General features: G+C 66.3%; 27 protein-coding genes and 1 pseudogene. 12 read left to right on the forward strand and 16 right to left on the reverse strand.

Annotated features, from left to right (window positions below; genetic code table 11):
- Nucleotides 1–23: 23 nt before the first annotated feature.
- Entirely contained in the window at nucleotides 24–185 is a 162-nt protein-coding gene (locus KALB_RS47760) for a hypothetical protein (protein ID WP_158510813.1), read from the reverse strand.
- A gap of 56 nt (nucleotides 186–241) precedes the next feature.
- On the opposite strand from KALB_RS47760, the gene KALB_RS44905 reads away from it, so the two are divergent.
- Entirely contained in the window at nucleotides 242–2,554 is a 2,313-nt protein-coding gene (locus KALB_RS44905) for an ATP-binding protein (protein WP_081789502.1), read from the forward strand.
- Here the strand turns inward: KALB_RS44905 and KALB_RS25860 are convergent.
- On the reverse strand, nucleotides 2,547–3,707 hold the full coding sequence (locus KALB_RS25860; RefSeq protein WP_030110621.1) for a tetratricopeptide repeat protein: 1,161 nt from the start codon (nucleotides 3,705–3,707) through the stop codon (nucleotides 2,547–2,549). The genes KALB_RS44905 and KALB_RS25860 overlap by 8 nt on opposite strands.
- A 94-nt stretch (nucleotides 3,708–3,801) precedes the next feature.
- On the opposite strand from KALB_RS25860, the gene KALB_RS25865 reads away from it, so the two are divergent.
- The 4 genes from KALB_RS25865 to KALB_RS25880 all read left to right on the forward strand — a co-directional run bounded on the left by KALB_RS25865 (nucleotide 3,802) and on the right by KALB_RS25880 (nucleotide 7,359).
- A complete protein-coding gene (locus KALB_RS25865; protein ID WP_025357638.1) occupies nucleotides 3,802–4,845 on the forward strand; it encodes an IS630 family transposase in 1,044 nt (347 codons plus the stop codon).
- A 413-nt stretch (nucleotides 4,846–5,258) separates the two neighbouring features.
- Complete coding sequence (locus KALB_RS25875) at nucleotides 5,259–5,918, forward strand: hypothetical protein (protein ID WP_025358612.1); 660 nt, start codon at nucleotides 5,259–5,261, stop codon at nucleotides 5,916–5,918.
- Nucleotides 5,919–6,040: 122 nt separating this feature from the next.
- A complete protein-coding gene (locus KALB_RS45640; protein WP_081789503.1) occupies nucleotides 6,041–6,466 on the forward strand; it encodes a helix-turn-helix domain-containing protein in 426 nt (141 codons plus the stop codon).
- A gap of 425 nt (nucleotides 6,467–6,891) precedes the next feature.
- Nucleotides 6,892–7,359 (forward strand): hypothetical protein, encoded by a 468-nt coding sequence (locus KALB_RS25880; protein WP_042220801.1) that lies wholly within the window; start codon nucleotides 6,892–6,894, stop codon nucleotides 7,357–7,359.
- Nucleotides 7,360–7,400: 41 nt separating this feature from the next.
- On the opposite strand, the gene KALB_RS45645 is transcribed toward KALB_RS25880, so the two are convergent.
- From KALB_RS45645 to KALB_RS25900, 5 genes are all read right to left on the reverse strand, one after another.
- Entirely contained in the window at nucleotides 7,401–7,664 is a 264-nt protein-coding gene (locus tag KALB_RS45645) for a DUF1883 domain-containing protein (RefSeq protein WP_081789504.1), read from the reverse strand.
- Between the two features lie 120 nt (nucleotides 7,665–7,784).
- Nucleotides 7,785–8,306: a hypothetical protein gene (locus tag KALB_RS25885; protein ID WP_025358614.1), complete on the reverse strand. Its 522-nt coding sequence runs from the start codon at nucleotides 8,304–8,306 to the stop codon at nucleotides 7,785–7,787.
- Nucleotides 8,306–8,935 (reverse strand): NucA/NucB deoxyribonuclease domain-containing protein, encoded by a 630-nt coding sequence (locus tag KALB_RS25890; RefSeq protein WP_025358615.1) that lies wholly within the window; start codon nucleotides 8,933–8,935, stop codon nucleotides 8,306–8,308. Before KALB_RS25890 ends, KALB_RS25885 begins: the two co-directional genes overlap by 1 nt.
- A gap of 226 nt (nucleotides 8,936–9,161) precedes the next feature.
- Complete coding sequence (locus KALB_RS25895) at nucleotides 9,162–9,356, reverse strand: hypothetical protein (RefSeq protein ID WP_025358616.1); 195 nt, start codon at nucleotides 9,354–9,356, stop codon at nucleotides 9,162–9,164.
- Nucleotides 9,357–10,241: 885 nt separating this feature from the next.
- Complete coding sequence (locus KALB_RS25900; protein ID WP_025358617.1) at nucleotides 10,242–10,751, reverse strand: hypothetical protein; 510 nt, start codon at nucleotides 10,749–10,751, stop codon at nucleotides 10,242–10,244.
- A gap of 196 nt (nucleotides 10,752–10,947) precedes the next feature.
- On the opposite strand from KALB_RS25900, the gene KALB_RS25905 reads away from it, so the two are divergent.
- Together KALB_RS25905 and KALB_RS25910 are read left to right on the forward strand one after the other, a co-directional pair.
- Nucleotides 10,948–11,823 carry a hypothetical protein gene (locus KALB_RS25905; RefSeq protein ID WP_025358618.1) on the forward strand — a complete coding sequence of 292 codons (876 nt, stop codon included), beginning with the start codon at nucleotides 10,948–10,950 and terminating at the stop codon, nucleotides 11,821–11,823.
- An 80-nt stretch (nucleotides 11,824–11,903) separates the two neighbouring features.
- Nucleotides 11,904–12,206: a hypothetical protein gene (locus tag KALB_RS25910; protein WP_025358619.1), complete on the forward strand. Its 303-nt coding sequence runs from the start codon at nucleotides 11,904–11,906 to the stop codon at nucleotides 12,204–12,206.
- A 19-nt stretch (nucleotides 12,207–12,225) separates the two neighbouring features.
- On the opposite strand, the gene KALB_RS25915 is transcribed toward KALB_RS25910, so the two are convergent.
- The gene (locus tag KALB_RS25915) at nucleotides 12,226–13,020 is read right to left on the reverse strand and encodes an NYN domain-containing protein (protein ID WP_025358620.1); all 795 of its coding nucleotides are present in this window, start codon (nucleotides 13,018–13,020) and stop codon (nucleotides 12,226–12,228) included.
- A 326-nt stretch (nucleotides 13,021–13,346) separates the two neighbouring features.
- On the opposite strand from KALB_RS25915, the gene KALB_RS49370 reads away from it, so the two are divergent.
- A complete protein-coding gene (locus tag KALB_RS49370) occupies nucleotides 13,347–14,312 on the forward strand; it encodes a hypothetical protein (RefSeq protein WP_025358621.1) in 966 nt (321 codons plus the stop codon).
- A gap of 332 nt (nucleotides 14,313–14,644) precedes the next feature.
- On the opposite strand, the gene KALB_RS46865 is transcribed toward KALB_RS49370, so the two are convergent.
- The 5 genes from KALB_RS46865 to KALB_RS25940 all read right to left on the reverse strand — a co-directional run bounded on the left by KALB_RS46865 (nucleotide 14,645) and on the right by KALB_RS25940 (nucleotide 17,319).
- Nucleotides 14,645–15,232: a LuxR C-terminal-related transcriptional regulator gene (locus KALB_RS46865; RefSeq protein ID WP_148309645.1), complete on the reverse strand. Its 588-nt coding sequence runs from the start codon at nucleotides 15,230–15,232 to the stop codon at nucleotides 14,645–14,647.
- A 152-nt stretch (nucleotides 15,233–15,384) separates the two neighbouring features.
- Nucleotides 15,385–15,663 (reverse strand): helix-turn-helix domain-containing protein, encoded by a 279-nt coding sequence (locus tag KALB_RS25930; RefSeq protein WP_158510814.1) that lies wholly within the window; start codon nucleotides 15,661–15,663, stop codon nucleotides 15,385–15,387.
- A 93-nt stretch (nucleotides 15,664–15,756) separates the two neighbouring features.
- Entirely contained in the window at nucleotides 15,757–16,119 is a 363-nt protein-coding gene (locus KALB_RS46870) for a hypothetical protein (protein WP_148309646.1), read from the reverse strand.
- A gap of 415 nt (nucleotides 16,120–16,534) precedes the next feature.
- The gene (locus KALB_RS25935) at nucleotides 16,535–16,891 is read right to left on the reverse strand and encodes a hypothetical protein (protein WP_236650014.1); all 357 of its coding nucleotides are present in this window, start codon (nucleotides 16,889–16,891) and stop codon (nucleotides 16,535–16,537) included.
- On the reverse strand, nucleotides 16,879–17,319 hold the full coding sequence (locus tag KALB_RS25940; RefSeq protein ID WP_025358624.1) for an NUDIX domain-containing protein: 441 nt from the start codon (nucleotides 17,317–17,319) through the stop codon (nucleotides 16,879–16,881). Before KALB_RS25940 ends, KALB_RS25935 begins: the two co-directional genes overlap by 13 nt.
- 954 nt (nucleotides 17,320–18,273) lie before the next feature.
- Here KALB_RS25940 and KALB_RS25945 point away from each other — a divergent pair.
- From KALB_RS25945 to KALB_RS50255, 3 genes and pseudogenes are all read left to right on the forward strand, one after another.
- Nucleotides 18,274–19,041 (forward strand): IS630 family transposase, encoded by a 768-nt coding sequence (locus KALB_RS25945; protein ID WP_201771808.1) that lies wholly within the window; start codon nucleotides 18,274–18,276, stop codon nucleotides 19,039–19,041.
- A gap of 38 nt (nucleotides 19,042–19,079) precedes the next feature.
- A pseudogene (locus KALB_RS50250) lies at nucleotides 19,080–19,163 on the forward strand (hypothetical protein); the annotation flags it as partial.
- On the forward strand, nucleotides 19,139–19,321 hold the full coding sequence (locus KALB_RS50255) for an Lsr2 family DNA-binding protein (RefSeq protein ID WP_420811835.1): 183 nt from the start codon (nucleotides 19,139–19,141) through the stop codon (nucleotides 19,319–19,321). The pseudogene KALB_RS50250 and the gene KALB_RS50255, both read left to right, overlap by 25 nt.
- 55 nt (nucleotides 19,322–19,376) lie before the next feature.
- Here the strand turns inward: KALB_RS50255 and KALB_RS48125 are convergent, their stop codons facing one another.
- The 3 genes from KALB_RS48125 to KALB_RS48635 all read right to left on the reverse strand — a co-directional run bounded on the left by KALB_RS48125 (nucleotide 19,377) and on the right by KALB_RS48635 (nucleotide 20,536).
- The gene (locus tag KALB_RS48125) at nucleotides 19,377–19,673 is read right to left on the reverse strand and encodes a hypothetical protein (protein ID WP_162483057.1); all 297 of its coding nucleotides are present in this window, start codon (nucleotides 19,671–19,673) and stop codon (nucleotides 19,377–19,379) included.
- Between the two features lie 107 nt (nucleotides 19,674–19,780).
- Nucleotides 19,781–19,972, reverse strand: coding sequence for a hypothetical protein (locus KALB_RS25950; RefSeq protein WP_025358625.1), 192 nt, complete (start codon nucleotides 19,970–19,972; stop codon nucleotides 19,781–19,783).
- A 318-nt stretch (nucleotides 19,973–20,290) separates the two neighbouring features.
- Nucleotides 20,291–20,536 (reverse strand): tetratricopeptide repeat protein, encoded by a 246-nt coding sequence (locus KALB_RS48635; RefSeq protein ID WP_201771810.1) that lies wholly within the window; start codon nucleotides 20,534–20,536, stop codon nucleotides 20,291–20,293.
- A gap of 178 nt (nucleotides 20,537–20,714) precedes the next feature.
- On the opposite strand from KALB_RS48635, the gene KALB_RS25965 reads away from it, so the two are divergent.
- Nucleotides 20,715–21,829, forward strand: a protein-coding gene (locus KALB_RS25965) for an IS3 family transposase (RefSeq protein WP_148309647.1) whose coding sequence is annotated in 2 segments (ribosomal slippage) — nucleotides 20,715–20,982 and nucleotides 20,982–21,829 — 1,116 coding nt in all. Because the reading frame shifts where the segments join, the coding sequence is not laid out codon by codon here.
- The last annotated feature ends 20 nt before the right edge of the window (nucleotides 21,830–21,849 follow it).

Raw genomic sequence — 21,849 nt, forward strand, 5'->3', positions numbered from 1 at the left:
GGCGCCGCCACCGGGTGGCACGTTCAGACCTGCGCGGTGAGCGCCGAGGCGCACAACACGAACTCCACCCGGCCCTCCGTCATACGGTCGAGCCCGAGCGCGGGCAGGGTGTCGAAGACGACCTGCGCCACCGAGTCCGTCGGCGTGGTCTCCAGTTGAGGTGCGGGGATCAGTTCGACCAGCATGGGGTACTCCGTTCCTGCGTCGGTTGAGGACGACCACCACAGCACCATGAGGGCGGATGATGGACCTTGTGAGGCTGGAGAACTCTGGAGAGAACTGGAGTACGCCGCGACAGCATCTTGCGGCGGAGCTGACCAATGCGCTCCTGCGCGCCGAGCGTCGCTTGGGCCGCGGCCTAGACCGCTCTGAGCTGGCCAAGCGGATCAACGTCTCACCTGCCAGCTTGTACGCGTACCTCAATGGGACCACATTGCCGCGCGGTGCTGTGTTCGAGCGGTTGCTCGATGAGCTAGGTGTCATCGGCGTCGAGCGCGGGCAACTGACCACCCTGAGGGATGCGGCGGAAGTAATACATCGAGTTGCCCCGCGCGCCCAGGCGAACACTGCCGCACCATCGCAGCCGCACCAGTTACCGCCGGACACCAGGCATTTCGTCGGGCGAGCCTACGAACTGGCTCGGTTGACCGAGTTTGCATCGACACGGGAGCACAGTGCGGCGCGCGTGTGCGTGATCGAGGGGGTGGCGGGCGTTGGCAAGAGTACGGTGGCGATTCGCTTGGGGCATAAGGTCAAGGACTTCTTCCCTGACGGCCAGCTATATGCGGACCTGAACGGGTTCGCCGCGTCGCCGCCACGGGAATCGGCCGATGTCCTGTTTTCGTTCCTCCACGCTCTCGGTGCACCGACCGGTGCGATTCCGACTTCGCCCGCTGGTCGGATGGCGCTGTTCCGCAGTTTGATGCACGGACGGCGGGTACTAGTCTTTCTGGACAATGCACGCTCGTCCGATCAGGTGCGTCCGCTCATCGCGCCAGAACCAGGCTGCCTGTTGGTGGTGACCAGCCGCAATCGCTTGGACAGTCTTGTCGGACGCGAAGGTGCGGTGCGGATCCCAATGACAGTCCTAGATCCACCGGAAGCGATCGAACTACTCGCCTCGCGGATTGGACCAGAACGCCTCGTGGCGGAGCCGGACGCGGCACATGAGCTCGTTGTCCTGTGCGCCGGCTTGCCGCTTGCACTGAGTGTGGTCGCATCGCGTGCCATGGACCGGCCGGATGAGTCGTTGTCCGACCTCGTCGCCGAACTGCGGGACACCGACGACCGACTCGACCCACTGTCCTCATCGGACGGCGATATGGATCTTAGGACAGTGTTCAACTGGTCTTACGACGCGCTGAGCCCATCAGCGGCGCAGCTGTTCCGCTTGTTGGGCCTCTACCCGGGACCTGATATCAGTCGTGCCGGCTGCGTAGCGCTCGCAGGCGATCTTGAGGAGTGCGGCCACGCACTGCGCGAGCTGTTGTCCGCGAACCTGCTCGTCGAGCGGACCCGTAACCGCTTCCACCTCCATGATCTACTTCGTGAATACGCGCGAGGGCGTGCCTTGCAGGATGACACGGCGGCTGAACGGACAGCAGCTATGCGGCGAACACTCGACCACTACCTCCGTGCCGCAGTTGCGGCCAATGCTCGGATACAGCCAATTGATGTCGAGGAACGAGGCGATCCGTTTCCTGCACCAAGCACCTATGCCGACGCGATGGCGTGGTTCACCGTCGAGTGCGACGTGTTGCTCGCGATGATCAGCTATGCCCACGCGAACGGCCTCGAATCGTACGCTTGGCGAACTGCCTGGGCGTGCATGGTTTTCCTGCGCCGCTCGGGTCGGCATGCCGCTCGAGTCGACACGCAAAGGCTCGCGGTCTCTGCGGCTCGTCGAGTTGGCGATGGCGTCGCGCTGGCCACATCGCTTCGCATGCTCGCTGATGCTCTTTCCCGGTCCAGGCAAAGCGGCGACGTGCTGTCGCTGTTGTCGGACGCGCTGATGATGTTCGAGGGTCTCGGCGACGAGCGCGGGGCGTTCCGGACTCACCTGTCGTTCGTCCGCGCCCTCGACGCGGCAGGCGAGCACGTACGCGCGTTAGAGCACGCGGAGGCCGCACTCCGTCTGGCCGAACCGAAGGAGGTGCTACCGGCGCTGGCTGACGCACTCGCCGCGACAGCCCGCGAGCTGGCACATCTGGGCCGCACCGCGACGGCTCTCGACCGATCGGCGCGGGCGCTGGAGCTGTATACCGCGATCGGCAACATGGAAGGCGAAGCCTCGATCTTGAAAGTTGTCGGCGATGCGGAACTGAACTGTGGTCATCCTGAGCGGGCGATCACAGCATATGAGCGCTCGCTGGCGCTGGACCGGGCACTCGGCGACCGATACTGGGAAGCGCACGCACTGCATCGCCTCGCGGTAGCACACCAACTGCTGGGCGATTCGCATACGGCCAGACGTCTGTACACCGCGGCCGTCCTCCTCCTGGAGTCCCTGCACCACCCAGACGCCGACTCACTTCGCGACCAGGGCCTCAGCTAGTGCGGCCCTCACGCAGCGGACGGTCGAGCGCTTCTACAAGAGCATTGTCGACTCGATGCGCCTCGCGGAGAGTAGCAGCCGCCCGGCGATCACCGAGTTCGTGATACACCTCGGCCAGGTCCGCCACCACCGCGAGAAGCACGAGAGACGGGTTCAAAGCGTTCGACTCACAGTAGTCGCGTAGATCAACCAGGCGGTCACGTGCATCCTCGGCATCGCCGCTCTCACGGCAGGCTCTGGCCAGGTTCAGCGTGACCTGTGTCCAACCGTATTCACCGCGTTTCAGCAAGCGGTTGGCTTCCTCGAGCAGTTGCCGGCCCAACTGCACCGGGCCACCGGTGGACAGAAGGTGCGATGCATGATCATTGAGAGCTTCGACCAGCAGGCCGCGGACGACGTCCGACGGACGCTTTGCGTGCAGCTTCTTCAGGATTTTCACTGACCAGTCGTGAGCCTGGGCTGCCTCGGATGTGCGTCCGCCAGCAGCAAGAATACCCGCGTGCACGGTAAGGCTTTCCGCATATTTCTCGTTGTCGATCCCGAACGCCTCCGCAACGCAGGCGATCGACTTTTCGGAGGCCCGAATCGCTTCGGCAATGCGGTTCGCGGCTCGATGAGCCAAGGCGAGGTTGCCCAGGCAATGGCTGATCAGTTCTGCGTCCTCAAGAGTGACGGCGAGGTCGGCCGCATGTTCGGCCAGCTCCGTCGCCAGGTCAGGGTCCTCGGCGGCCTCACGGGCGTACACCGAAGTCCGATCGAGCAGGTAGGCGACATCGCCAAGTTGGATCTTCCCCTGCTCAGCCGCTGTGCAAACGGCCGTCACATGAGGAAACGCGACCTCCCATTCCGGCCATGAATCGCTGTGGTGCGTGTCCGGCCGTAGCGCGTGAGTGAGGAACCGAAGCACGGCGCCGGTCCAGTGCAGTCCCCGCGCCGCCTGCGACTGATTGATCACAAGTCGGGCGACCTCCTTTGGAACAACGACATGGTCCCCGTCCAACTGCAGCAGACCACGGTCACGCAGCACCGTGCAGGTCGCGCGCAGTTCGGCCGGTGACGCGCATACCGCCTCAGCCAGGCCAGGCAGGCAATCACCGGCCTCCCTGAGCAACGCACTCGGAAACGGGTGATCCGGCGCCAGCCGGGCGAGCACCTGAAGCAGATCACGGCCTCCAGGGCATACGGTGGTCAGGCGTTTCCACTCGTATTGAGTCGAAAGTGATCGTTTGCCTGTATGTTGCTCACTTGTGATCGAGGTCGAGGACGCGCGTCGTCTGTCGCCCGCTGAGCGGGAGGTGCTGCGGTTGCGGGTAGTGGCCGCGTTGGAGTCCGGCACCGTCACCGGCTATCGGCAGGCGGCCGAGGTGTTCAGGGTGGCCGAGCGGTCGGTGGGCGCGTGGTGGCGGGCGTATCGGGATGGTGGCCGTGAGGCGCTGGCGGTGCGGCGGGTGCGCCGCCCTGGACCGGCCGAGCTGATCACTGCCGCCGAGCGGGGCACGCTATTCATGGCGATGGCCGACTACACGCCCGAGGAGTTGCTGATCGGTGGCCCGTTGTGGACCCGGGCGGCGGTGGTCGAGTTGATCCGGTTGGTCACCGGGGTGGTGATGACCGAGCAGGGCGTGGGGCTGTGGTTGCGTCGTCACGGGTTCACCCCGCAGCGCCCGGCCCGGCGCGCCTACGAGCAGCAACCGGCCGCGGTGCGGGCCTGGCTGGACACCGAGTATCCGGCGATCGCGTCGCGAGCCAAGGCCGAGGGCGCGGTGGTGGCCTGGGTTGACCAGTGCGGGTTGCGCTCGGATGCGGCCCCGCCGGGGCGGTCGTGGGCGCCCAAGGGACACACGCCGGTGGTGCGGGTGACCGGGAAACGGCTGCGGGTCAACGTCATGTCCGCAGTCGCGTCCCGGGGTGCGTTGTGGTTCACCGTGTTCACCGGCCGGTTCACCGCGCCGGTGTTCACCGCGTTCCTGGCCCGGCTGGCCCGGCAGGCCGGGCGGAAGGTGTACGTGATCGCCGACCGGCACCCGGTCCACCGCAGCAGGGTGGTGCGTACCTGGCTGGAAGCCAACACCGACCGGATCGAGTTGCACCTGATGCCCGGCTACAGCCCCGAGTTGAACCCCGACGAGCTGCTCAACGCCGACCTCAAACGCAACATGCCTGCCGGTCGTGCTCGCACTGTGGAGCGGCTCGCCCGGGACACGCGCCGCTTCCTGCACCGCCGCCAGCGCCAGCCACACCTCGTCCGTGGCTACTTCCAGGCACGCCACGTCCGCTACGCGATCATGTAGGCAACCAAACAGTTTCGGCTCAATAGCCCTCGTCGCGAGCAGCCGCGTAGCCGCCCTGGGTTGCAGCTCGGTTGGACAGCAGTGCCCACGCAGCGCCTGCCGCGTCCCGGATCCCTGGGGCATCTCCGTGACCTTGGGAGATGTCGGAGAGCAGGGCGAGTAGGGCCTCCGTCTCGTCGCCGCTGAGAATCACGTCGGCGTCCAACGGACCGCTGCCAGGCATCGCGCCCTCCTCATGACCGTAATCGCGACGACCGCCTCATCATCACTGACTGTTGGACGGGTCCGCTCGTCGGCGAACACACTGGGCAGGGCATGAGGAAGGCCGGTTCGCGCCTGTGACCGGCGGTCTGCCACCGCCACTTGGTCGTGGCGGCCCGTGTTTTGGAGCCGTGACTGGAATACTTCGGCTGGTGAACGTCTCGGAAGTTCCGACGTGGGTCATGCCGTGGATGCCACCGACCGGCGCGGTGACTCAGCAGGCGTTATGCGCGCTCGACCGGCCGCTGCTGGCCTGGCCGAACGGCGAGTTCGACGCCGAGGAGTACTACGCGGGCTTCCCGGCCAGCGAGATGAGCGCCTTGGAGCGCGAGATCCGCAAGCTCGGCACGCGCCCGACCTGGCGGATGGAGCGGGTGTGGCTCCCCGATGGGGAGGAGACCGAGGAGGAGACCGCCGCCTACGAGGCGGCGTGCCGGGACGTGGCCGGACGCTTGATCATGCCGAGGTGCTTGGACGCCTACGTCATGGAGGCGTACGCGGCGGCCGGGCTCGGCGATGGTGAAGACTCAGCCGAGGTCGACGTTGACGACGAAGACCTCGATGAGGCGCTGGCGTGGGCTGAGGCCGGCGTATGCGTGTTGCAGCAGAGCTTGCCGTGGCCCTTCACGGATTGCTTGCCGTACAGCGACCTCGACAACCGTCCCGCTCACCAGATTCTGTATGCCTACGCGAGTCTACTGAGCCGTCGGCATCCTCGCGAAGCGGCGCCATGGTTCCGCGCGTTGGTCTTCTCCAACCCTCCTGACAACATGGGCGCTCGATTCGCCGCACCCGGCGGATCACGCAGTTAAGCCTGCCGGGCCGACGACGAGCTAGCTCAATGACGTGCGCCACGACAAGTCCTCGCACCGCCAATTACAAGTTCACCCAATAACCCCTCCACAGTAGGACATAAAACACCTATAATCTGACCATGCATACCATCAATCGCTCTATAACCACAGTGACAATTCTCCGAGCTATCGCACATTCACCGAACTTCGAGTCCTTTGGCGCGGAGATTGAACGGCAAACGGAACTCAACGGGGCCTCCGTCTATGGTGCGATACGCCGACTCACCGAACGCGGTTATCTTCGGGTCACCCGCAAGGAACCTGCCAAGCACGGCACACCACGGCGCTACGTTCAACTCACAGAACTTGGCCGGGAACTCGCCACGAGCTGGGGCGTGATGCGGCGCGAAACCCTTGCCGCCGAACGACTCCGCATCATCGCCGACGTCTTGCGCCTGCCCGACGGCGAACGCCTTCGGCACGCGGCCGACCTGCTCGACGAGCACGCCCCATCCGATGCCGACTTCGATCCAGCGGCGCTAGTGAACGCCACCCTGGGCGGATGATCAATCGTAACCGTGCCACGCCGTGTTCTTCCGTCGTTGCCGCCTCGGCCGCGCCGTGCACAGTGATCCACGGGAACGCGCGAGCCTGTTGAGGAAGACACGGGTTCGACTACAGCCTCGCTCGCCGGCCGGGATGCGACAACCTCGCCATGAGGGACGCAGAAGGGCGCTTCACGCTTCGATTCCGGCGGGAAGCCACCGGTCAGTCGCCAACCCGCGAAGGTTGGGCGTTCGTCTCGCCAGCAAGGAAGCCATGCCAGCCACTCGCGCTGCCCGCCGTCACTTTGGCGTCGCCACCTGAAGATCTCACACACGTTCCACACAATCGGGTGACGAGTAGCGTGATGGCGCCGGTTGGCCGATAGCGTGGCCGCGTGTGTCCGCAATCACAGACGGCTCCTGCCGTGTCGGCGGAGCCCGTCGGTGTGGACGCAGCCTCCACGAGCACGGTGATCGACAGCTCGAACGCCGCAGTCGGTGACGACGCGCGTGAACCGACCGTGACCTACGCGGTGATCGCCCCCTCCGGCACGCTCCAGTTTCGGACGGTGGACAACAGCGTCATCATCGAGTGGGACACGCCATACCAGGTCAGCTTGTGGGCTGCCGTGCACCAGGATGTCGACCCGCGCCACGGCGAGGTCAACGGCGTGGCTCTGGCCGACGGAATGCGCGCCAAAGTCGCCGACGCTGCCGGTTGCGACCCGCTCTCCTACTTGCCCAACCCGGTCGCGCAGGCCGTCCTGACGACGCTGGGACACCCGCCCCGGCGGTGGGCGGGCACGATCGCCATCGTGGGCTATGAGAACGAACACGGCATCACCGCGTCCCTGACTGCCGAACAGTTGGACATCATCAGCAAAGCGCACCGGCTGGCCCTCGCCGCCGCGTGACAACCCGCCCGGTGCGGCGCCTTGCCCAGTGGCGGGCGCGGTCAGTCGAAGATCTGGGTGTACTCGACCGTGATCCGTCGGTTGTTGCTGTCGACGACGAGGTACCAGTGGTCGTCGTAGGGCACCTCCAAGACGATGGGGCTGACGTCGTAGAAGTCGCCGTGATACTCGTACTCGTCGCCGTCGAGATAAGCCTGGTAGTGGTCGATGTCCATGAGACAGACCCTGGCGGTCGAGCCGCGCAGCGACACCTCGAGGCGAGCGCCGCCTGCGATAGATCCGAGATCCCAGTAAAGATGCTCCACACGCCATTAGTAGCGGATCACGCGATGAGCGGGGAACCTGTCGGCCAAGACGGGTACGTCGGGTCCCTGGGACGGTTCAGCACCCATCCCGAGCCGTTGCCTCCTCCCCTTGGGGCTACCTCACGCTTGCGCCGACCAGCCTGGCCAGCTCTTTCGCAACTCCGGTGGGGTCGGCGCCGTTCGAGGCCACAGCCGGATCCGGTAGGAGTCCATGCCGACCGCGCCGCTGGCCGCTTCGGTGTAGCCACGGCCGGAAATCCGTGCCCGGTAGGCGCCACGCGGCAGCGGCTCCTCGCATCGGATCGCCTCGAAGCCTCCGGAGGGCTCGAATACCAGGTCGCCGTTGACGATGTCGAAGTCGATGTCGACCACGTGGTCCCAGTTGTCGTCATCGGGTGGCACTGGCTCGGGCCACATCTCCACCCGCATGGGCGCGTCGAAGCTCTTCCGGAAGGGCACGACGAGGTCGACCAGCCCGTCGGCGACACCCACCCACCTGCCGGACTGCCGCGCGTCGCGTAGCGCTCGCTCCACCGCGTCGTTCTGCTGGTCGTGCGCCCAGGGCGCCACCGAGTAGATGTAGAGCTGGCCGTGGTCGATCTCGACGGTGAGGTCGATCGTGACGTCGGGCTTGCTCATCATCAACACCCACTCTGATCATCAGCGATGTCTCTGCCCTGGAACGGGCCAGCGGCGATCTTGCTCGGGTGAGTGATCACCACCAGGAAGTCATCGCCATCCCCGATACCAGCCGCAACATACCAACGTGACAGCGTGCCGCCCTGGCACTGGTTCTCCCGCGCGGGCACCTCCTGTTCCTGCGCGCCGTCGCCGCCCTGCCGCGTGCTGGCGAACGGGAACTCATCGCACTGCCCGCCGAAGGGTCTGGGGAAACTCGGCAAGCACACCTTCCGGCGGTTGGCCGCCTCGGCGGACCTGTCCTTCGTCAAGACGGCCGGCTTCCCGGCCTGCCACGCGGTCGAGATGTTGCGCGCGATGAAGGGCATCCGAGCAGCGTCGATGATCACGAACTTCAGATCGTCGCACTGTCCGTCCGCGAGTTCTTGCTGCGGTGCGCACCGGTGCACCTGGGCGCTCGCGGAACTCGCGACCATGAACTGAGTCTCGCCGTCTCCGACGAGTTCCGTGCCGCCGGCTACGGCGCCGAACAGGCTGAGGACCTTGTCGCGTGCCTGGGGCACCGCTACCACGACGACCGCCAGGACAACGACGACAGGCAGCAACAACCCGCTCTTGGTCTTGGAAGCCACAAAGTGAATCTTGGAGGTGGCCTATCGCACCGGATAGAGCCGACCGAGTGAGGCCGACCGAGGAACGCTCGGCGCGCCAACGGGTCTGAACCTGCCGAGGCCATTGGCCGGCGACCGGGACCTCCACAGGGTCGTGGCGGGCAAGGCGACAGTGCGGCGCGCGGTTCCACTCGAACGGATGAAGGGCCTGGCTTTGTTGGGACTTTCTCCACTGGCCCGCGCGATCTCATGAATCGGCGAGCGGCTGGGTGCTGAGCCGGACCAGGCGGAACCGTGGGCGGCAGATCGTGTTGTCCACAAGGATGTCCGCGAGGGGGCCGTTCACGTTGTACGCCAGCGGGTAGCTGTCGCCGGCGAGGTGTAGGAACGTCGGGTTGTAGGCGTAGCGGGTGGCGTCGTTCTCCGGCGGGTCGAGGATCACCTGCGGCCCGGACCAGGGTCCGGCCGGGTGGTCTGCCCGGTAGGCGACGATCGGCCAGGCGCCGTGGGGCTTGCGGGTGTCGGAGGTGACCAGCAGCCAGCCGCTGTGGGCCGGGCAACGGCAGGACGCTGATCTCGTTGCTCACGCCGGTCAGCAGCCGGGCCGCCTCGTCCGGTCGCGTCGACCAGGATCCGTCGGCTGCGCGGTATCGCCAGGTCGCGCCCGGCCGCGACGTGGAGGTCGTGGCCAGCAGGAGGTGCTTGTTCTCGCCCTCGTCGGCCACGCCGTAAACCAGCAGTTCCTCGCCGTCACGGTGGACGGCCGCGCCCCATTGCACGCCGGTGCCGTCCACGATCGGCGTCCGGCTGAGCACCCGAAGGTCCGGCAGCGACAGCTCGGCGAGCACTGTCCGGACCCAGGCGAAGTCCCACTCCGTCTTCTGCTGATCGGGAACCGTCGCCCGGTACTCCTGGTAGAAGATCCACAGCCGATGTTGGTCGACAGGCGTTGCGGGGTCGTCGACGGCGACGCCGTGGCCGGTCCAGAGCCACCGCGAGAGCCCGTCCGGGCCGACCCGGTCGAATGGGCCGACGAGGGCTGCCGGTTCGGCTGGTGTGCCGCCGAGGACGGTGCGCAGCCGGCCACGCGCGATGTCCTCCACCACGATGCAGTTGTTCACGATGCCGCCGTCGTCGAGCAGCGTGTCGGAGAACAGCCACAGGCGTTCCCGTCCGCCTGCGAGGTCGACCGCGTAGGCGGAGTCGCCGCCGCACCAGCCGGTGCGCGTGGACGCGAGCACCGCGAACCGGTGCCCGAGAGGATGCGGGGCGGGATCGACGGAGACGGTCAGGCTCGCCGCGCCGGGCTCAGGAGCCTCGCGCTGCGTCACCGCGGCCGGGCATCCGCTTCAGGGTTTCGCAGCTTCCGTAGAATTGTGAGGTAGCCGCCGAACCCTTGCGGGCCAAGAGCTTTGACTCCCACGGTCATGGTGAACGAGGCCGCGGCGTGCAGCCAGAGTTCACGAGTCGGCTCGCCTCGGGTCATCTCGACGACCTGCTCGTGCCGATCGGAGAACCACGCCGCGCACACCTCGTACACCTGCTCGGAAGTCAGCGCGAACTGGTCGCCGCTCATGCGGGAGACAACCCGAGGGAAGGTCTCGTGGATCTCCTCGGTGGGGAATCCGAGCCCTTCCCGCTTGGCAAACCTGGCCATCGGGACGTAGATGCCCACCAGGTCCGAGCACACCTGGTCACTCGCGGCCTCGTCGAGCGACTTGATGATCTCCGCCGCGCGGGCGTGATCGGTGATGAGGTAGGCCCTCAGCAGCCGTATGGCGTCGAGGTGCGGAGGCGTGACGTCGTTGCGCAGGATGTCCGCCAGTTCGTCCCTCATCAGTTCACCCTAGCGACGAGATCAGGTACCGCCGCCAGGACCTGCGACGACAGGTCGTAGTTGCCATCGGGTGCCGCCCTGAACTGGGCGAATTGTCGGTGTGCGGACGGTACTTGGCCCCGGAGTGCAGGCGGTCGGCGGCGTCGCGCGGAAAATCGACCCGCCGAGCAACCGGCTGGCCATAGAGTCAACGCCCATGACGGGCTCGTACATCAGCGCGACGGTCGGCGAACTGCGCGGCATCCCCGCGGCCGAGCCGATCCTGCGGCTCACCGTGGACATCGAGGCCGATGGCCTCGCCGACGGCGCGTCCGCGCTGTTCCTGGTCACCGGCAGCGTCCACGCTGACTCCGGGCGCTCCCTGAATCTGGGCGCCGCCGCTCCCGTCCTGAAGCAGCTCGGCTACAGCGGCAGGAAGACCCCGTTGACGACGCAGGTGTATGCGGAATGGAGGCTGTCGGACACCGCGATCGAGCGCATCGAGACGATCCGCGACGGCGGGAACCTGATGCTCTCCCCGGCCGTCGAGTACGCGCTGATCAGTTCCGGAGCCGCGTTGCCCGACTGGCAACAGCCTCACCGGCCGATCCGGGTGCCCTATCCCGGCCAGCCGACCGACATCCGGGTCGACGCGCACCAGTGGGTGCAGAACGTCCTGGAGCAGTGGCAGCTCGCCGCCGCCGTGTCCCTCGTGGTCGCGCTCCCGGCGGGGACGGCCACCGACGAGCATCGAACGGTCGTCAGCCGGCTGGCGGCCGCGAAACGGCTGCTGACGGCGGGCACGCCCGACGATCTGAAGGCGAGCGTGGCGGCCTCCCGCGAGGCGTGCGAGCTGCTGCGCAAGATGCGGCCGGCGACGATCAACTCGGCCGCTACCCAGCGCGACCTCGCCGAGCGCGAGGCCGTCATCCTGGACACGATGACCGAGCTTGCCCAGGCGCTGTTCAACTACGACTCGGCCGCCAGCCACCCGGACCCGCATCTGCGCGATATCGCCTGGCGTCGGGAAAACGCGGTGCTCGCGCTCGGCACCGCGACCAGCCTGGCCCAGTTGGTCTTCGCTCGGACCTGACCGCGCAGGCAAGCGTAGTCTCCCACTACGAGACGGACGTAGTCGAACAGGTGTGCGAACCGCGTGGTAGGTTGCGGCTTATGAATCTGCGGCTGAGTCCCGTCTCGGAGCCCGACGGCGAGTTGCGGTGCCGGACCGACAGCACCGGGCTGCGGATCGCCCTCCTCCCCGCGACCTGTAAGCGGGGCGTGCACGTGCTCACGCTGGCCGAAGGCTGGATGGTCGCGCAGGATGGCGAGATCCACATTGTCTGCACCGGGTGCGCTTCGGTTCCCGGCGCCGATGGTCATTGGCGACTCACGGTCACAGGGCCGAACCCGGTGCGCGCCGAACTCGACCATGAGCTTTACCGTGGCCTCATTCGCGACGACAAGTCGGCATGAGCGGTTGGCCGCTGAGTGGTCACGTGCTCGCTGGTTCGGGGTTGGGTTTCTTGTCTTGCTGGCGTCGTTTGTCCCGAGCGTAGATGACCGTTGGTTTGCCTTCGCCGGGCCTGCGGCGGGTGATCTCGAATAGTGTGGTCGCGGTGATCAAATCGCTGAGTTTGGCGTAGCCGTAGGTGCGGGAGTCGAAGTCGGAGCGTTGCTTGGTGATGATGTGGCCGACGTTCGCGAGTGAGGCCCAGCCGTCGTCGTCGGAGGCCGCGTCGACGGCATTGCGCAGTTGGTTCACCAGCGCGGTGTCCGCCTTGAGTTGCGCGGCGGAAGTGACTTTCTTCGGTTTGGGTACGCCGCTGGTGGCAGTTGGACTGTTGGCGTAGGCGAGGTTCTCGGTGTAGACGAACTTGTCGCAGGCCGCGACGAAGGGCTTGGGTGTCTTGCGTTCGCCGAATCCGTAGACGGTTAGGCCGGACTCGCGTAGGCGTGCCGCGAGCCGGGTGAAGTCGCTGTCGCTGGAGACGATGCAGAATCCGTCGAAGCGGTCCGAGTACAGCAGGTCCATCGCGTCGATGACCATCGCCGCGTCGGTGGCGTTCTTTCCGGTGGTATAGGCGAATTGCTGGACAGGTTGGATCGACTGAGCCAGCAGTTGGTCTTTCCAGCCCTTCAGGCTTGTGCCTGTCCAGTCGCCGTAGGCGCGTTTGACGTGCGCCGTGCCGTACTTGGCGATTTCCGCCAGCAATCCTTCGGTGATCGTCGGCTGCGCGTTGTCGGCGTCAATGAGTACCGCGAGTTTGGCGGCGTTTTCGCTGGCCACGACGATTCTCCCCGTCATGAGGTGCTGGTCCAACCGCTGCTCGCAACAGCGGATACCGGCTCGCGCTCTGACTGTGCGTGACGAACCCTAGCAGCGATCTCTCCTGGGTTCGGGGAGCCCACGCCGACCCGGAGCCCCGCCACTCTCGTTGTCTCACAAGCCATGCGGTCACGGTGCGTGTCGAGACACAGATGCCGCTCGCCCAGCAGTGAGCCGTGCCCCGCAGTGCCGGCCCAGAGGGCTGCGATGACACGCGGGCGGACAATGGTCACCCGAGAGCGGGTCTGGTCATACGGTCTGGGCTTGACATGGCACCAAGGAGTTCGATGTCCGCCACCAGCAAGTCGTACCTGGCGTTCGTGCCCCGGCACACGCCGAGCGCGCACGAGGTACTGGCCATGATCGACCACGGCGATGGTCCCGAGGCCGAAAGCCTGGCCAGCTTCTCCGATGCCCCGTCCGCGACCATACTGGCCTCGGCGCTCAACGGGTACTTGCTGCACCAAGTCACCGCCGAGCGCCGGCTGGAGGTGGTGCTGGACGGTGCCCCTGCGCCGGTACGCACGGCCATCTCGGCATTGCTCCCGATCTTGGCAGCGGCCACCGCTGATGACCCGGCGGCCCCGCGCGTGGCCCGGCAGCTCCCGACGGTCGGCGACGGCGGCTTCCTGCTGTTCCCGACCACCAACTGCCCCGGCCAGTGCGAATTCTGTGGGCCTTGCCGCAACGACTGCGTGGACTGCTCCGAATGCGCGGACGGTGGGTGCGAGATCTGCCTGCCAGTCACCCTGACCCCGCGTACTGCGGCAGTGCTCGGGCAAGCGCTCGCCGTCCTCGCCGACGAGGCATACGACCTCGCCTACCGAACCGGCATGTGCCAAGACAGCGTGCCCGGCCCGCTGGGAGCGGTCCCGGCGTGCGTTGCCAACCAGGACCAGTGGTTCCTACGTCGCTATGCCCGCGCCTTCGACGACCTGAGTTCCGATCTCCACGTCGGTCGGTACCCCACCCCGACATGTACGGCTGAGGAGATCGCCCTCGATCTGGCCATCCAAGACGCCGAGCGGATCTACTGCGACGAGCACGAACTCGTCGCTGATCTGGAGGCTGAGCTGCCAGCGTCACGGTCCGACTACAACTGGGACACGCTGCAGGACGTCTTGTTCCAGGACAAGGACTACGAAGGCTTGCTCACCTACCGCGTTCCGCTTGACCCGCAGGAGATCGAGCGGTGGTTCGACGAGTTCGGCAACATCCCGCCCCGTGATCAGCACCGCGGGTTCCGCCGCTAGCGCGCGAGTTTGTGATGCCGGTTGGCGAACCGACGTGATACCACGGCAGTCACCGGGAGGGCAGCCTGTGGCCCCGAGGTGGATGTGGACGTCGCCGCGCACGGCACCGGCTGGGCGCTGGCGCCGTGCACGTAGCCCGCGGTGTTGCGGACGTAGGGCCGATGCTCCTGTCACTGCTCAGCCTCGAAAATCAGTTGCTGCAGGGTGTCCGTCCCCGAACGCAGTTTCTGATCCCCGGCATGCCTGTCGTCGACCGTTCCTTCCGTCCTGGCCGTTGCCGCAACAACAGCGGTCGTCCTTCGTCATGATGAGCTTCTGCGGCATGGTGACTCCTATCCATTCTCGGTGTGGCGCTGTTGGTTCCGGCGTCGACCTCTGGCAATGGTGATGCCCGCGCGACGCAGAACCATGCGAACCCGCTGTTCGGTCGCGCACGAATCGGTTTCGACGATCCTAGTAATCGTCACACCCGAGGTGTATCGATCTATCCAGTCGATCCTGTTTCGCTCGCTTACCGGTGGCCGGGTGGGGCGGTCGGGAAAACCGTCTCGCCTGGTCCACAGTGAGACGACGCCCACTGAGACGCCATTGTCCCTGGCAATCTGAGCGCAACTTCGTCCCGCCTGTCGTTCAGCAAGCCACTCGCTTCGTGCCTCAGTCTGGGTCCGGAAGGGGAATACGTTCTTTCCATACTGAGAGTTGAGTGAATCGCACACTCTCTTCAGTTCCTGCGGGAAGGTGGCCTTGATGTGCTCCCGGAGGTCCTCGAGCTTCCCGATCGCGAGTTGGAGGTATATGAATTTCATGTGGTTTCTTACCGTGTAGGCCGAAAGGGTGAGGTGTCGGGCAACCTCCCTCGCCGACATGCCGACACCCAGAAGCAGGGCGATCTCGGACAAGCGGTTCGTCAGTCCGGGCAACGACGGAATGCTGTTGTGGATGCGTTCATGTGATAGCGTTCTTCTTCCTTTTCGCATCAGCCAGATCCTCGCTATAGGGTGGAGCTTTGCTCATCCAGTAGATAGGACCAGTCAATCCGGTCAGGATCGACCTGGGCGAACATGGCAAGCGCCTATGTAGCCTGCACCTCGCGAGGATAACCGGCGAAGGGGGCGTCCCGGTTTAACTCCCTGTAGGTTTCCTCCGTGGCGGAGATCAGAATCTCCCACAAGTTGATCTTGTAGCGCCCGCCCATGATGAGAAGTCGGGTCAGGTCAGGCTTCACCCGTCCGCGTTCATAGTGGCTGGTCGTTTCATTGGAAATCCGCATACGCGCGGCGGCCTGGTCCTGCGTTAGTTTCGCGGTCTCCCGTCCTTGCCTCAGTATCTCGCCGAGCTTGAAGACGAACATCTGGTACATGGCGGGGCTTAGTGCTTCATCTTTTTGGCTGTGCATTAGTCGGCTTCCGGTTGTACGACCAGCCGGGGCGTCGGCCATCGCTGGCTAGTTCGTTGCGGTGCTGGAGAAGCATGGTCGCTGCGTTGATGAGTTCCGTACGGTGTAGTCGAGTCGTGTCGTCGCGATGTCTTCGACGACCAGGCGCGGCCCAGGGCGGTGTTCGCGGGCGTACTCGATCAGGTGCGGCTGCACGTGCCCACCGGTCCCCTCGTACCAGTGGGTCAGACGCTTGGCCACCATGCCGATCCAACATCCGATCTCCACCGCGTTACTGGTACTGGGGTGGTGCGGTGTGATCCAGTTCGCCCACCGTCCGGCATCAGCATCTGCGGTAGGAAGCCCGAGGAGCTCAGCGAGTTCGGGATGCCGGTGGATGATGTTGGTCTGTTGACGCTGTGTGCCACGCACGACGTTCCTCCTGGGAGTCAGGAAGTTCTGACGCGAGGTCAGAGGTGAAGGATCACCACGTATCTGGACCTCGCTGGGTTGGATGACGGTCGACATGGTCGATCGCGGAGATCGAGAGGAAGTCCCAGGTGGGCAACCAGCGAGCAGTACACCGGCGATCACTACGCCGCGCAGCACCGCAAGCATGACGACCAAGACGGCACCCCGAGCAGCGTGCAGCACGCTGCTGACGGTGGCCCACGCCGTCTGCGTGAGCCGCGGTCGAACGGGACCTGGTCCGGCCACTCGATGGCGATCGGTTCGGCGGACCAGAAGACGAACGTCGGTCCGCGGACAGGGTCTGCCTCGTCGGGCCGACAGTACGTGGCCGGGGGCGGGAAGGGGCATGGAGTGGTGTCCTTGTGCGGCACCGTGGTCAGGCGATGCGGAGCATCGGGGTCTGTGCGATCACCAGCTGCGGTGCGTGTCGGTCGCTGGGTGCGGGCAGCGTGATCAGTTCGTCGACGATCTCCTCGAGCGTGCCGTCCTGTTGCCAGGTGATGCCGCCGGTGTGGTCGGTGCGCAGGCCGCGCGCGTCGGTGGTGTAGCGCACGCGCAGGGCGTCGGCCCATCCGCCCGGCCATGTCCGGACGCTGTGGACTTCGATGACCGTGCCGCCTGCGTCCAGAGTGGGCAGGAACATCCAGCCCGCGTCGCGCAGGTCGATGAGGCGTTGCAGCGCGGGGAACTCCGCCAAGGCTGCCGCGTGTTGTTGTGGGGTCACGGTGTCCACGCCCACCACGGGTTCTCGGCCGCCAAGCAGTTCGCGATCAGGGCGTACCTGACGGCCTCGGGCCGCAGCGCGGCGAGGTCGGACTCCCCGGCCCACTGGCATAGGGTCGGCAGGTGCTCGGCGAGGCGGTCCGGGTCGGCGAGGGTCACGTCGAACAGGAAGGTCACCTCCGATGCCGGGCGGTCGCCGCCTGGGGCGGTGTCGTGCTCGACCACGGCGCAGAAGTCCATGTCGGCGACGGTCACGCCGAGTTGTTCGAGCAACCGTCGGCGCAGTGCCCGCTCGACGGGCTCCCCATTGGCAACGGTTCCGCCGGGCAGGAGGTCGGGGCCGGTGTCGTGGGTGATGAGCAGGAGCTTGTCGTCGTGGCCGACCAGGGCGTAGGCCCCGACCCGAGGCCCTGTGACCGGGCTGTCGTCGCTGCTCATCGTTGAGAACCTTTCAATGCAGGTATTACGGGGAAAGGGGTGTCGCGGTGTCGGCCACGCTCGGTGCTCCGCGGCAGGATTGGCAGAGAAGTCCGGAGGTGCCGCGCGCGGTGCAGTGCCGGTCCGGCCGACACCCGCATCGGGGGCACGGCAGTCGTGCTGCCGGCTGCCTCGGCCATGATCCGCACCGGCGCGAGGTGACAGGGCGCGACCGGTTCAGCGACCTCGTCGACGGTGCGCACGCTCGCGGCATGCGCCGTGGTCGACACTGCGTCGCCGAGCAGGCGCTGCGTCGGCGTGAGGGCGGCGGAGTCAGGGGGTGTCGCTGTGCCGATCATCGAGAGTCGCGGTCCCTTTCACCGAGGCGCTGGTGGGCGTCTAATAGGGCCTGCGGCAGAAGGTCGGGCGGAAAGAGGAACGTTGGCTTCCGCCGCAGGCGGGACCAGTCAACGGCGACCGTTTTCCGGTATCCAGAGCGCGCGTGCGGCGTGGATGGGGCGACGATGGGGCGACATCGGCCTTGACCTGCGGAAACAGTAACCGAAGCAGGGGTGGGAACCGCGCGGCGATGCGCCCGAGTGGCGCCAAGGTCACCCTTTTGGGTTGCGGCGAAGCCCGGGTCCAGTATGCGCCGGCCTGCGGTCGCCGTGCTGTTCACGGGCTCGGCGGCCCGCCGCTCGGCGATGCCTCGGGCTGGTCGGGCGTCATGAGCTGATGACGGCGCTGATCCTCGACCGGCCGCGGACCTGGCGCGACGATGGCGGACCTGAGCAGCGGTCACGGGCGTGCGATCGGGTCATCGCACTGTATTCGCCGGTGTGGCAGGACCAGGAGGTCACATGAGGTGGCGCGGAGCAGGCGGACGGCGCGGCGGCGGTCGCGGCGGCGATCTAGTGTCCCGTGATTCTGTTTGGTTTAGGTCTGGTTGACTGGGCGTGGTGTTGACCTGGCCGGGTGGAGCTGACGCCGCGGGAGCGGGCAGAGTTGCAGGCCCTGGTCTACAGCCCGGATGTCACGGCGACGGTCGCGACCAGGGCCCGGATCGTGTTGTGGCACGCCGAAGGCCGGCAGAAGAAGGATATCGCCGCGCTGGCCGGGGTGTCGCGTCCGACGGTGGACCTGTGGCTGGGCCGCTACGCGACCCAGGGCATCGGGGGTCTGTTGGACCTGCCGCGTGGTGCCGGTCGTGAGCAGGTGCCCGCACGTGTCCGGGCCAGGGTCCTGGCGCTTTCCCGGACCAGCCCGCCGACCTCCACTAGGCTCTCGCACTGGTCCAGCAGGGAGATGGCGGCGTTCATCACTCGGACCGACGGGGTGTCGGTGTCCCATCACTACGTGGCGAAACTGTGGCGGGACAACGGAATCACGCCGTACCGGCAGGGCATGTTCACGGTGAGCAAGGATCCGGAGTTCGCGGTGAAGGTCGCCGGCGTCGTCGGGTTGTACTTGGATCCGCCTGGCGGCGCCGTGGTCCTCTCGATCGACGAGAAGACCCAGATCCAAGCGTTGGACCGGACCCAGCCGCTGTTGCCGATCACGTGCGACGCCACCGAGAAACGCACCCACGACTACATGCGACACGGCACCACGACCTTGGCCGCGGCGTTGAACGTGGGCACCGGCGAAGTCCTGGGCGAGTGCGTGCCGGTCCGCGACGGCGCGCAGTTCCTGACGTTCCTGCAGAAAGCTGTGGCACCCCATGGGGGCAGGACGTGCATGTAGTGCTGGACAACTTGTCGACTCACACCACGCCGGAGGTCATGGCGTGGCTGGAGAACAACCCGCACGTGCGGTTCCACTTTGCCCCCAAGGGCTCCTCGTGGATCAACCAGATCGAGACCTGGTTCTCGATCATCACTCGGCAGTCCATCCGCCGCGGGACGTTCAGCTCGGTGAAGGTCCTGATCACCCAGATCCGGGATTCCAGGGGAAGGAAATCTCCGACCGAGGCCGCATTCCTGCGGACCTCGTGGCAGAGTTCCACGCCGCACACGGCGACTAGACACTATCGGTGCAGGCCCCGCCATGCCGGGGCCTACACCATCAGCCTTCCGCCTTCACGCTCGGTTTACGGCCCTGCGCAGCAGGGCGACGTATGGGGTGTCGTCCAGTTCGGCGTAGTCGGGCCGGAGACCAGTCGTCAGGCGCCACGCCCCCGTTGATCCGGCTTCGGCGCACGCGTTGCAAGGGACGGTCACCAGGCCCTCAGTCTCGATTGCCTTGTATCCGGCGATGTGCAGAACGTGCGCGCCGCTCCGGCAGGTCGCCGGGAGCACACCTACGAGCCGCTGGATTCCGTCACGCCGGTAGTGCACTGCTCCATCGACATCACGTTCGGCGTTGGTCATTGTCACCCGCGCGATGATATCGAACACACGTTTGGCTTCAGTGACTCATGCAGGAGCCCAAGGTAGCTCGGCGTGGCGCCGCGCCCGGAGCCGATCGACACGGCGCGGCCAGCCTACGCCCCGCCGTCGCCGTGCGTGGCGCGCCACTGTCGCACCTTCTCCTGCTCGCCGTCGTAGATCTCCACCACCGCCTTGGCGTGCCTGGCCACGGCGAGCAGTACCGGCTGGCTCACCGGCGCCCCCGAGGACATGATCCGGGCCGCCTCCGCGCTGTACCTACGAAGCAGGTCGGCGGCTGCGGTCATCCAATCCGCCGAGCTCCACAGGTAACGCTCTTGCGCATGACGATCCGAGGGCTGGCTCATGGGTGGACCTCCGTGATGGGGCGCCGGGCCTCCCCACTTCCCTGGAGGGCCCGGCCGCGGGTTCGGGGCCCGCCATCGCAGATTCGCACACACGTTCGAGTCTTGCAAGTTAATCGCCGCAGGTCACAGCCACACAGCGAGGCGGAGATTCCCTTTGGGGCCAGAAGACACCACGCCTGGCCCTGTCCGTGTGGGTTGTGTTGCGCCCAGCGAGTCTTGACAACCGATGCTGCGGTTGCGGCCACGAGTGCATCCTTGTTAGGACTGCCCATTCTCGGGCAGGCGGTCCTGCCAGTGGGCGAGGTTCCTGCGGGTGGCCAGGGTGTCGGGGTGATCGCGACCCAGCACCTGCCGCAGGTCAGCTAGCAACTCCTCCAACGCCGCAACCGCACCCACCACATCACCAGCTTCCCCACGCAAGTAGGCGAGGCTGCCGCGGATGGTCAGGGTGTCGGGGTGCTCGCGACCCAGCACCCGCCCTTGGTCAACGAGCAACTCCTCCAACGCCGCAACCGCACCCACCACATCACCAGCTCGCCCACGCAAGTAGGCGAGGCTGCCGCGGATAATTAGGGTCTGAGGGTGGTCGGGGCCCAGGTAGTAGTGGCGTGACCCCGTTGGGTTGATCCAGCTCGAGTGAGAGTCTTGCGGCCCACGCTGTGGGCAGGAAGGCTCGATGACGATGAGTACCAGGAAGCGGCACACCCCCGAGCAGGTCGTGCGGAAGCTGGCCCAGGCCGACCGGCTGCTGGGCGAGGGCAAGGACATCGCGGATGTCTGCCGGGAGTTGCAGGTCAGCGAGCCGACCTACTACCGGTGGCGTAACCAGTTCGGCGGTCTGAAGGCCGATGACGCCAAGCGGTTGAAGGACCTGGAACGAGAGAACGCCACCCTCAAGCGGCTGTTGGCCGACGCGGAACTGGAGAAGGCGGCGCTCAAGGAGATCGCCAAGGGAAACTTCTAAGCCCGGACCGCCGGCGGGCGGCCGTGCACCACCTGATGCGGGCGCTCGGGGTGAGTGAACGGTTCGCCTGCCGGGTGACCGGGCAGAACAGGGGCACCCACCGGCGGGCGCCGGTGACCCAGACCCCGGCAGATCCGGACGCGGCGTTGCGGGCCTGGCTGCGGGACTACGCGAAGGCGCATCCGCGATGGGGGTTCCGGCGGGCCTACCACGACGCCCGTGGCGAGGGCTGGACGGTCAACCACAAGAAGGTCCAGCGGTTGTGGCGCGAGGAGGGCTTACGGGTGCCCCAGCGGCGTCGCCGCAAGCGTCTGGGCACCTCGACCGCGAAAGACACTCCGAAGGCGGACGCGCCGAATCGCGTGTGGGCGGTCGACTTCCAGTTCGATGCCACCACCGATGGCAAACCCGTCAAGATTGTGTCCATTGTGGATGAGCACACCCGGGAATGTCTGGGCGGTCTGGTCGAACGCTCGATCACCGCGGAACGCCTGATCGATGAGCTGGACCGCATCGCTGGCGATCGGGGCTACCCGGCGGTGCTGCGCAGTGACAACGGTCCCGAGCTGGCCTGCGCGGCGATGAGCGACTGGGCCGGTGAGCGTGTCGGGTTGGCGTTCATCCCGCCGGGCCAGCCGTGGCGCAACGGCTATGTCGAGTCGTTCAACGGCCGGCTCCGTGACGAATGCTTGAACATCAACCTGTTCTGGTCGCTGATCCAGGCCCGGGTCGTGATCAGCGACTGGAAGGACGAATACAACCACCATCGCAGGCACTCCGCGCTGGGCTATCAGACCCCGGCCGGCTACGCTGCGGCCTGCATCCACCGATAACCGACTCTCACAGACGGTGG

The organism is Kutzneria viridogrisea DSM 43870 (assembly GCF_000525635.1).
Taxonomy (GTDB): domain Bacteria; phylum Actinomycetota; class Actinomycetes; order Mycobacteriales; family Pseudonocardiaceae; genus Kutzneria; species Kutzneria viridogrisea.

Coding starts and splice junctions, on each gene's coding strand:
- KALB_RS47760 (WP_158510813.1), bottom strand. CDS start 185: ATGCTGGTCGAACTGATCCCCGCACCTCAACTGGAGACCACGCCGACG.
- KALB_RS44905 (WP_081789502.1), top strand. CDS start 242: ATGATGGACCTTGTGAGGCTGGAGAACTCTGGAGAGAACTGGAGTACG.
- KALB_RS45640 (WP_081789503.1), top strand. CDS start 6,041: ATGCATACCATCAATCGCTCTATAACCACAGTGACAATTCTCCGAGCT.
- KALB_RS25885 (WP_025358614.1), bottom strand. CDS start 8,306: ATGATGAGCAAGCCCGACGTCACGATCGACCTCACCGTCGAGATCGAC.
- KALB_RS25900 (WP_025358617.1), bottom strand. CDS start 10,751: ATGAGGGACGAACTGGCGGACATCCTGCGCAACGACGTCACGCCTCCG.
- KALB_RS25905 (WP_025358618.1), top strand. CDS start 10,948: ATGACGGGCTCGTACATCAGCGCGACGGTCGGCGAACTGCGCGGCATC.
- KALB_RS25910 (WP_025358619.1), top strand. CDS start 11,904: ATGAATCTGCGGCTGAGTCCCGTCTCGGAGCCCGACGGCGAGTTGCGG.
- KALB_RS49370 (WP_025358621.1), top strand. CDS start 13,347: ATGTCCGCCACCAGCAAGTCGTACCTGGCGTTCGTGCCCCGGCACACG.
- KALB_RS25930 (WP_158510814.1), bottom strand. CDS start 15,663: ATGTTCGTCTTCAAGCTCGGCGAGATACTGAGGCAAGGACGGGAGACC.
- KALB_RS25940 (WP_025358624.1), bottom strand. CDS start 17,319: ATGAGCAGCGACGACAGCCCGGTCACAGGGCCTCGGGTCGGGGCCTAC.
- KALB_RS25950 (WP_025358625.1), bottom strand. CDS start 19,972: ATGACCGCAGCCGCCGACCTGCTTCGTAGGTACAGCGCGGAGGCGGCC.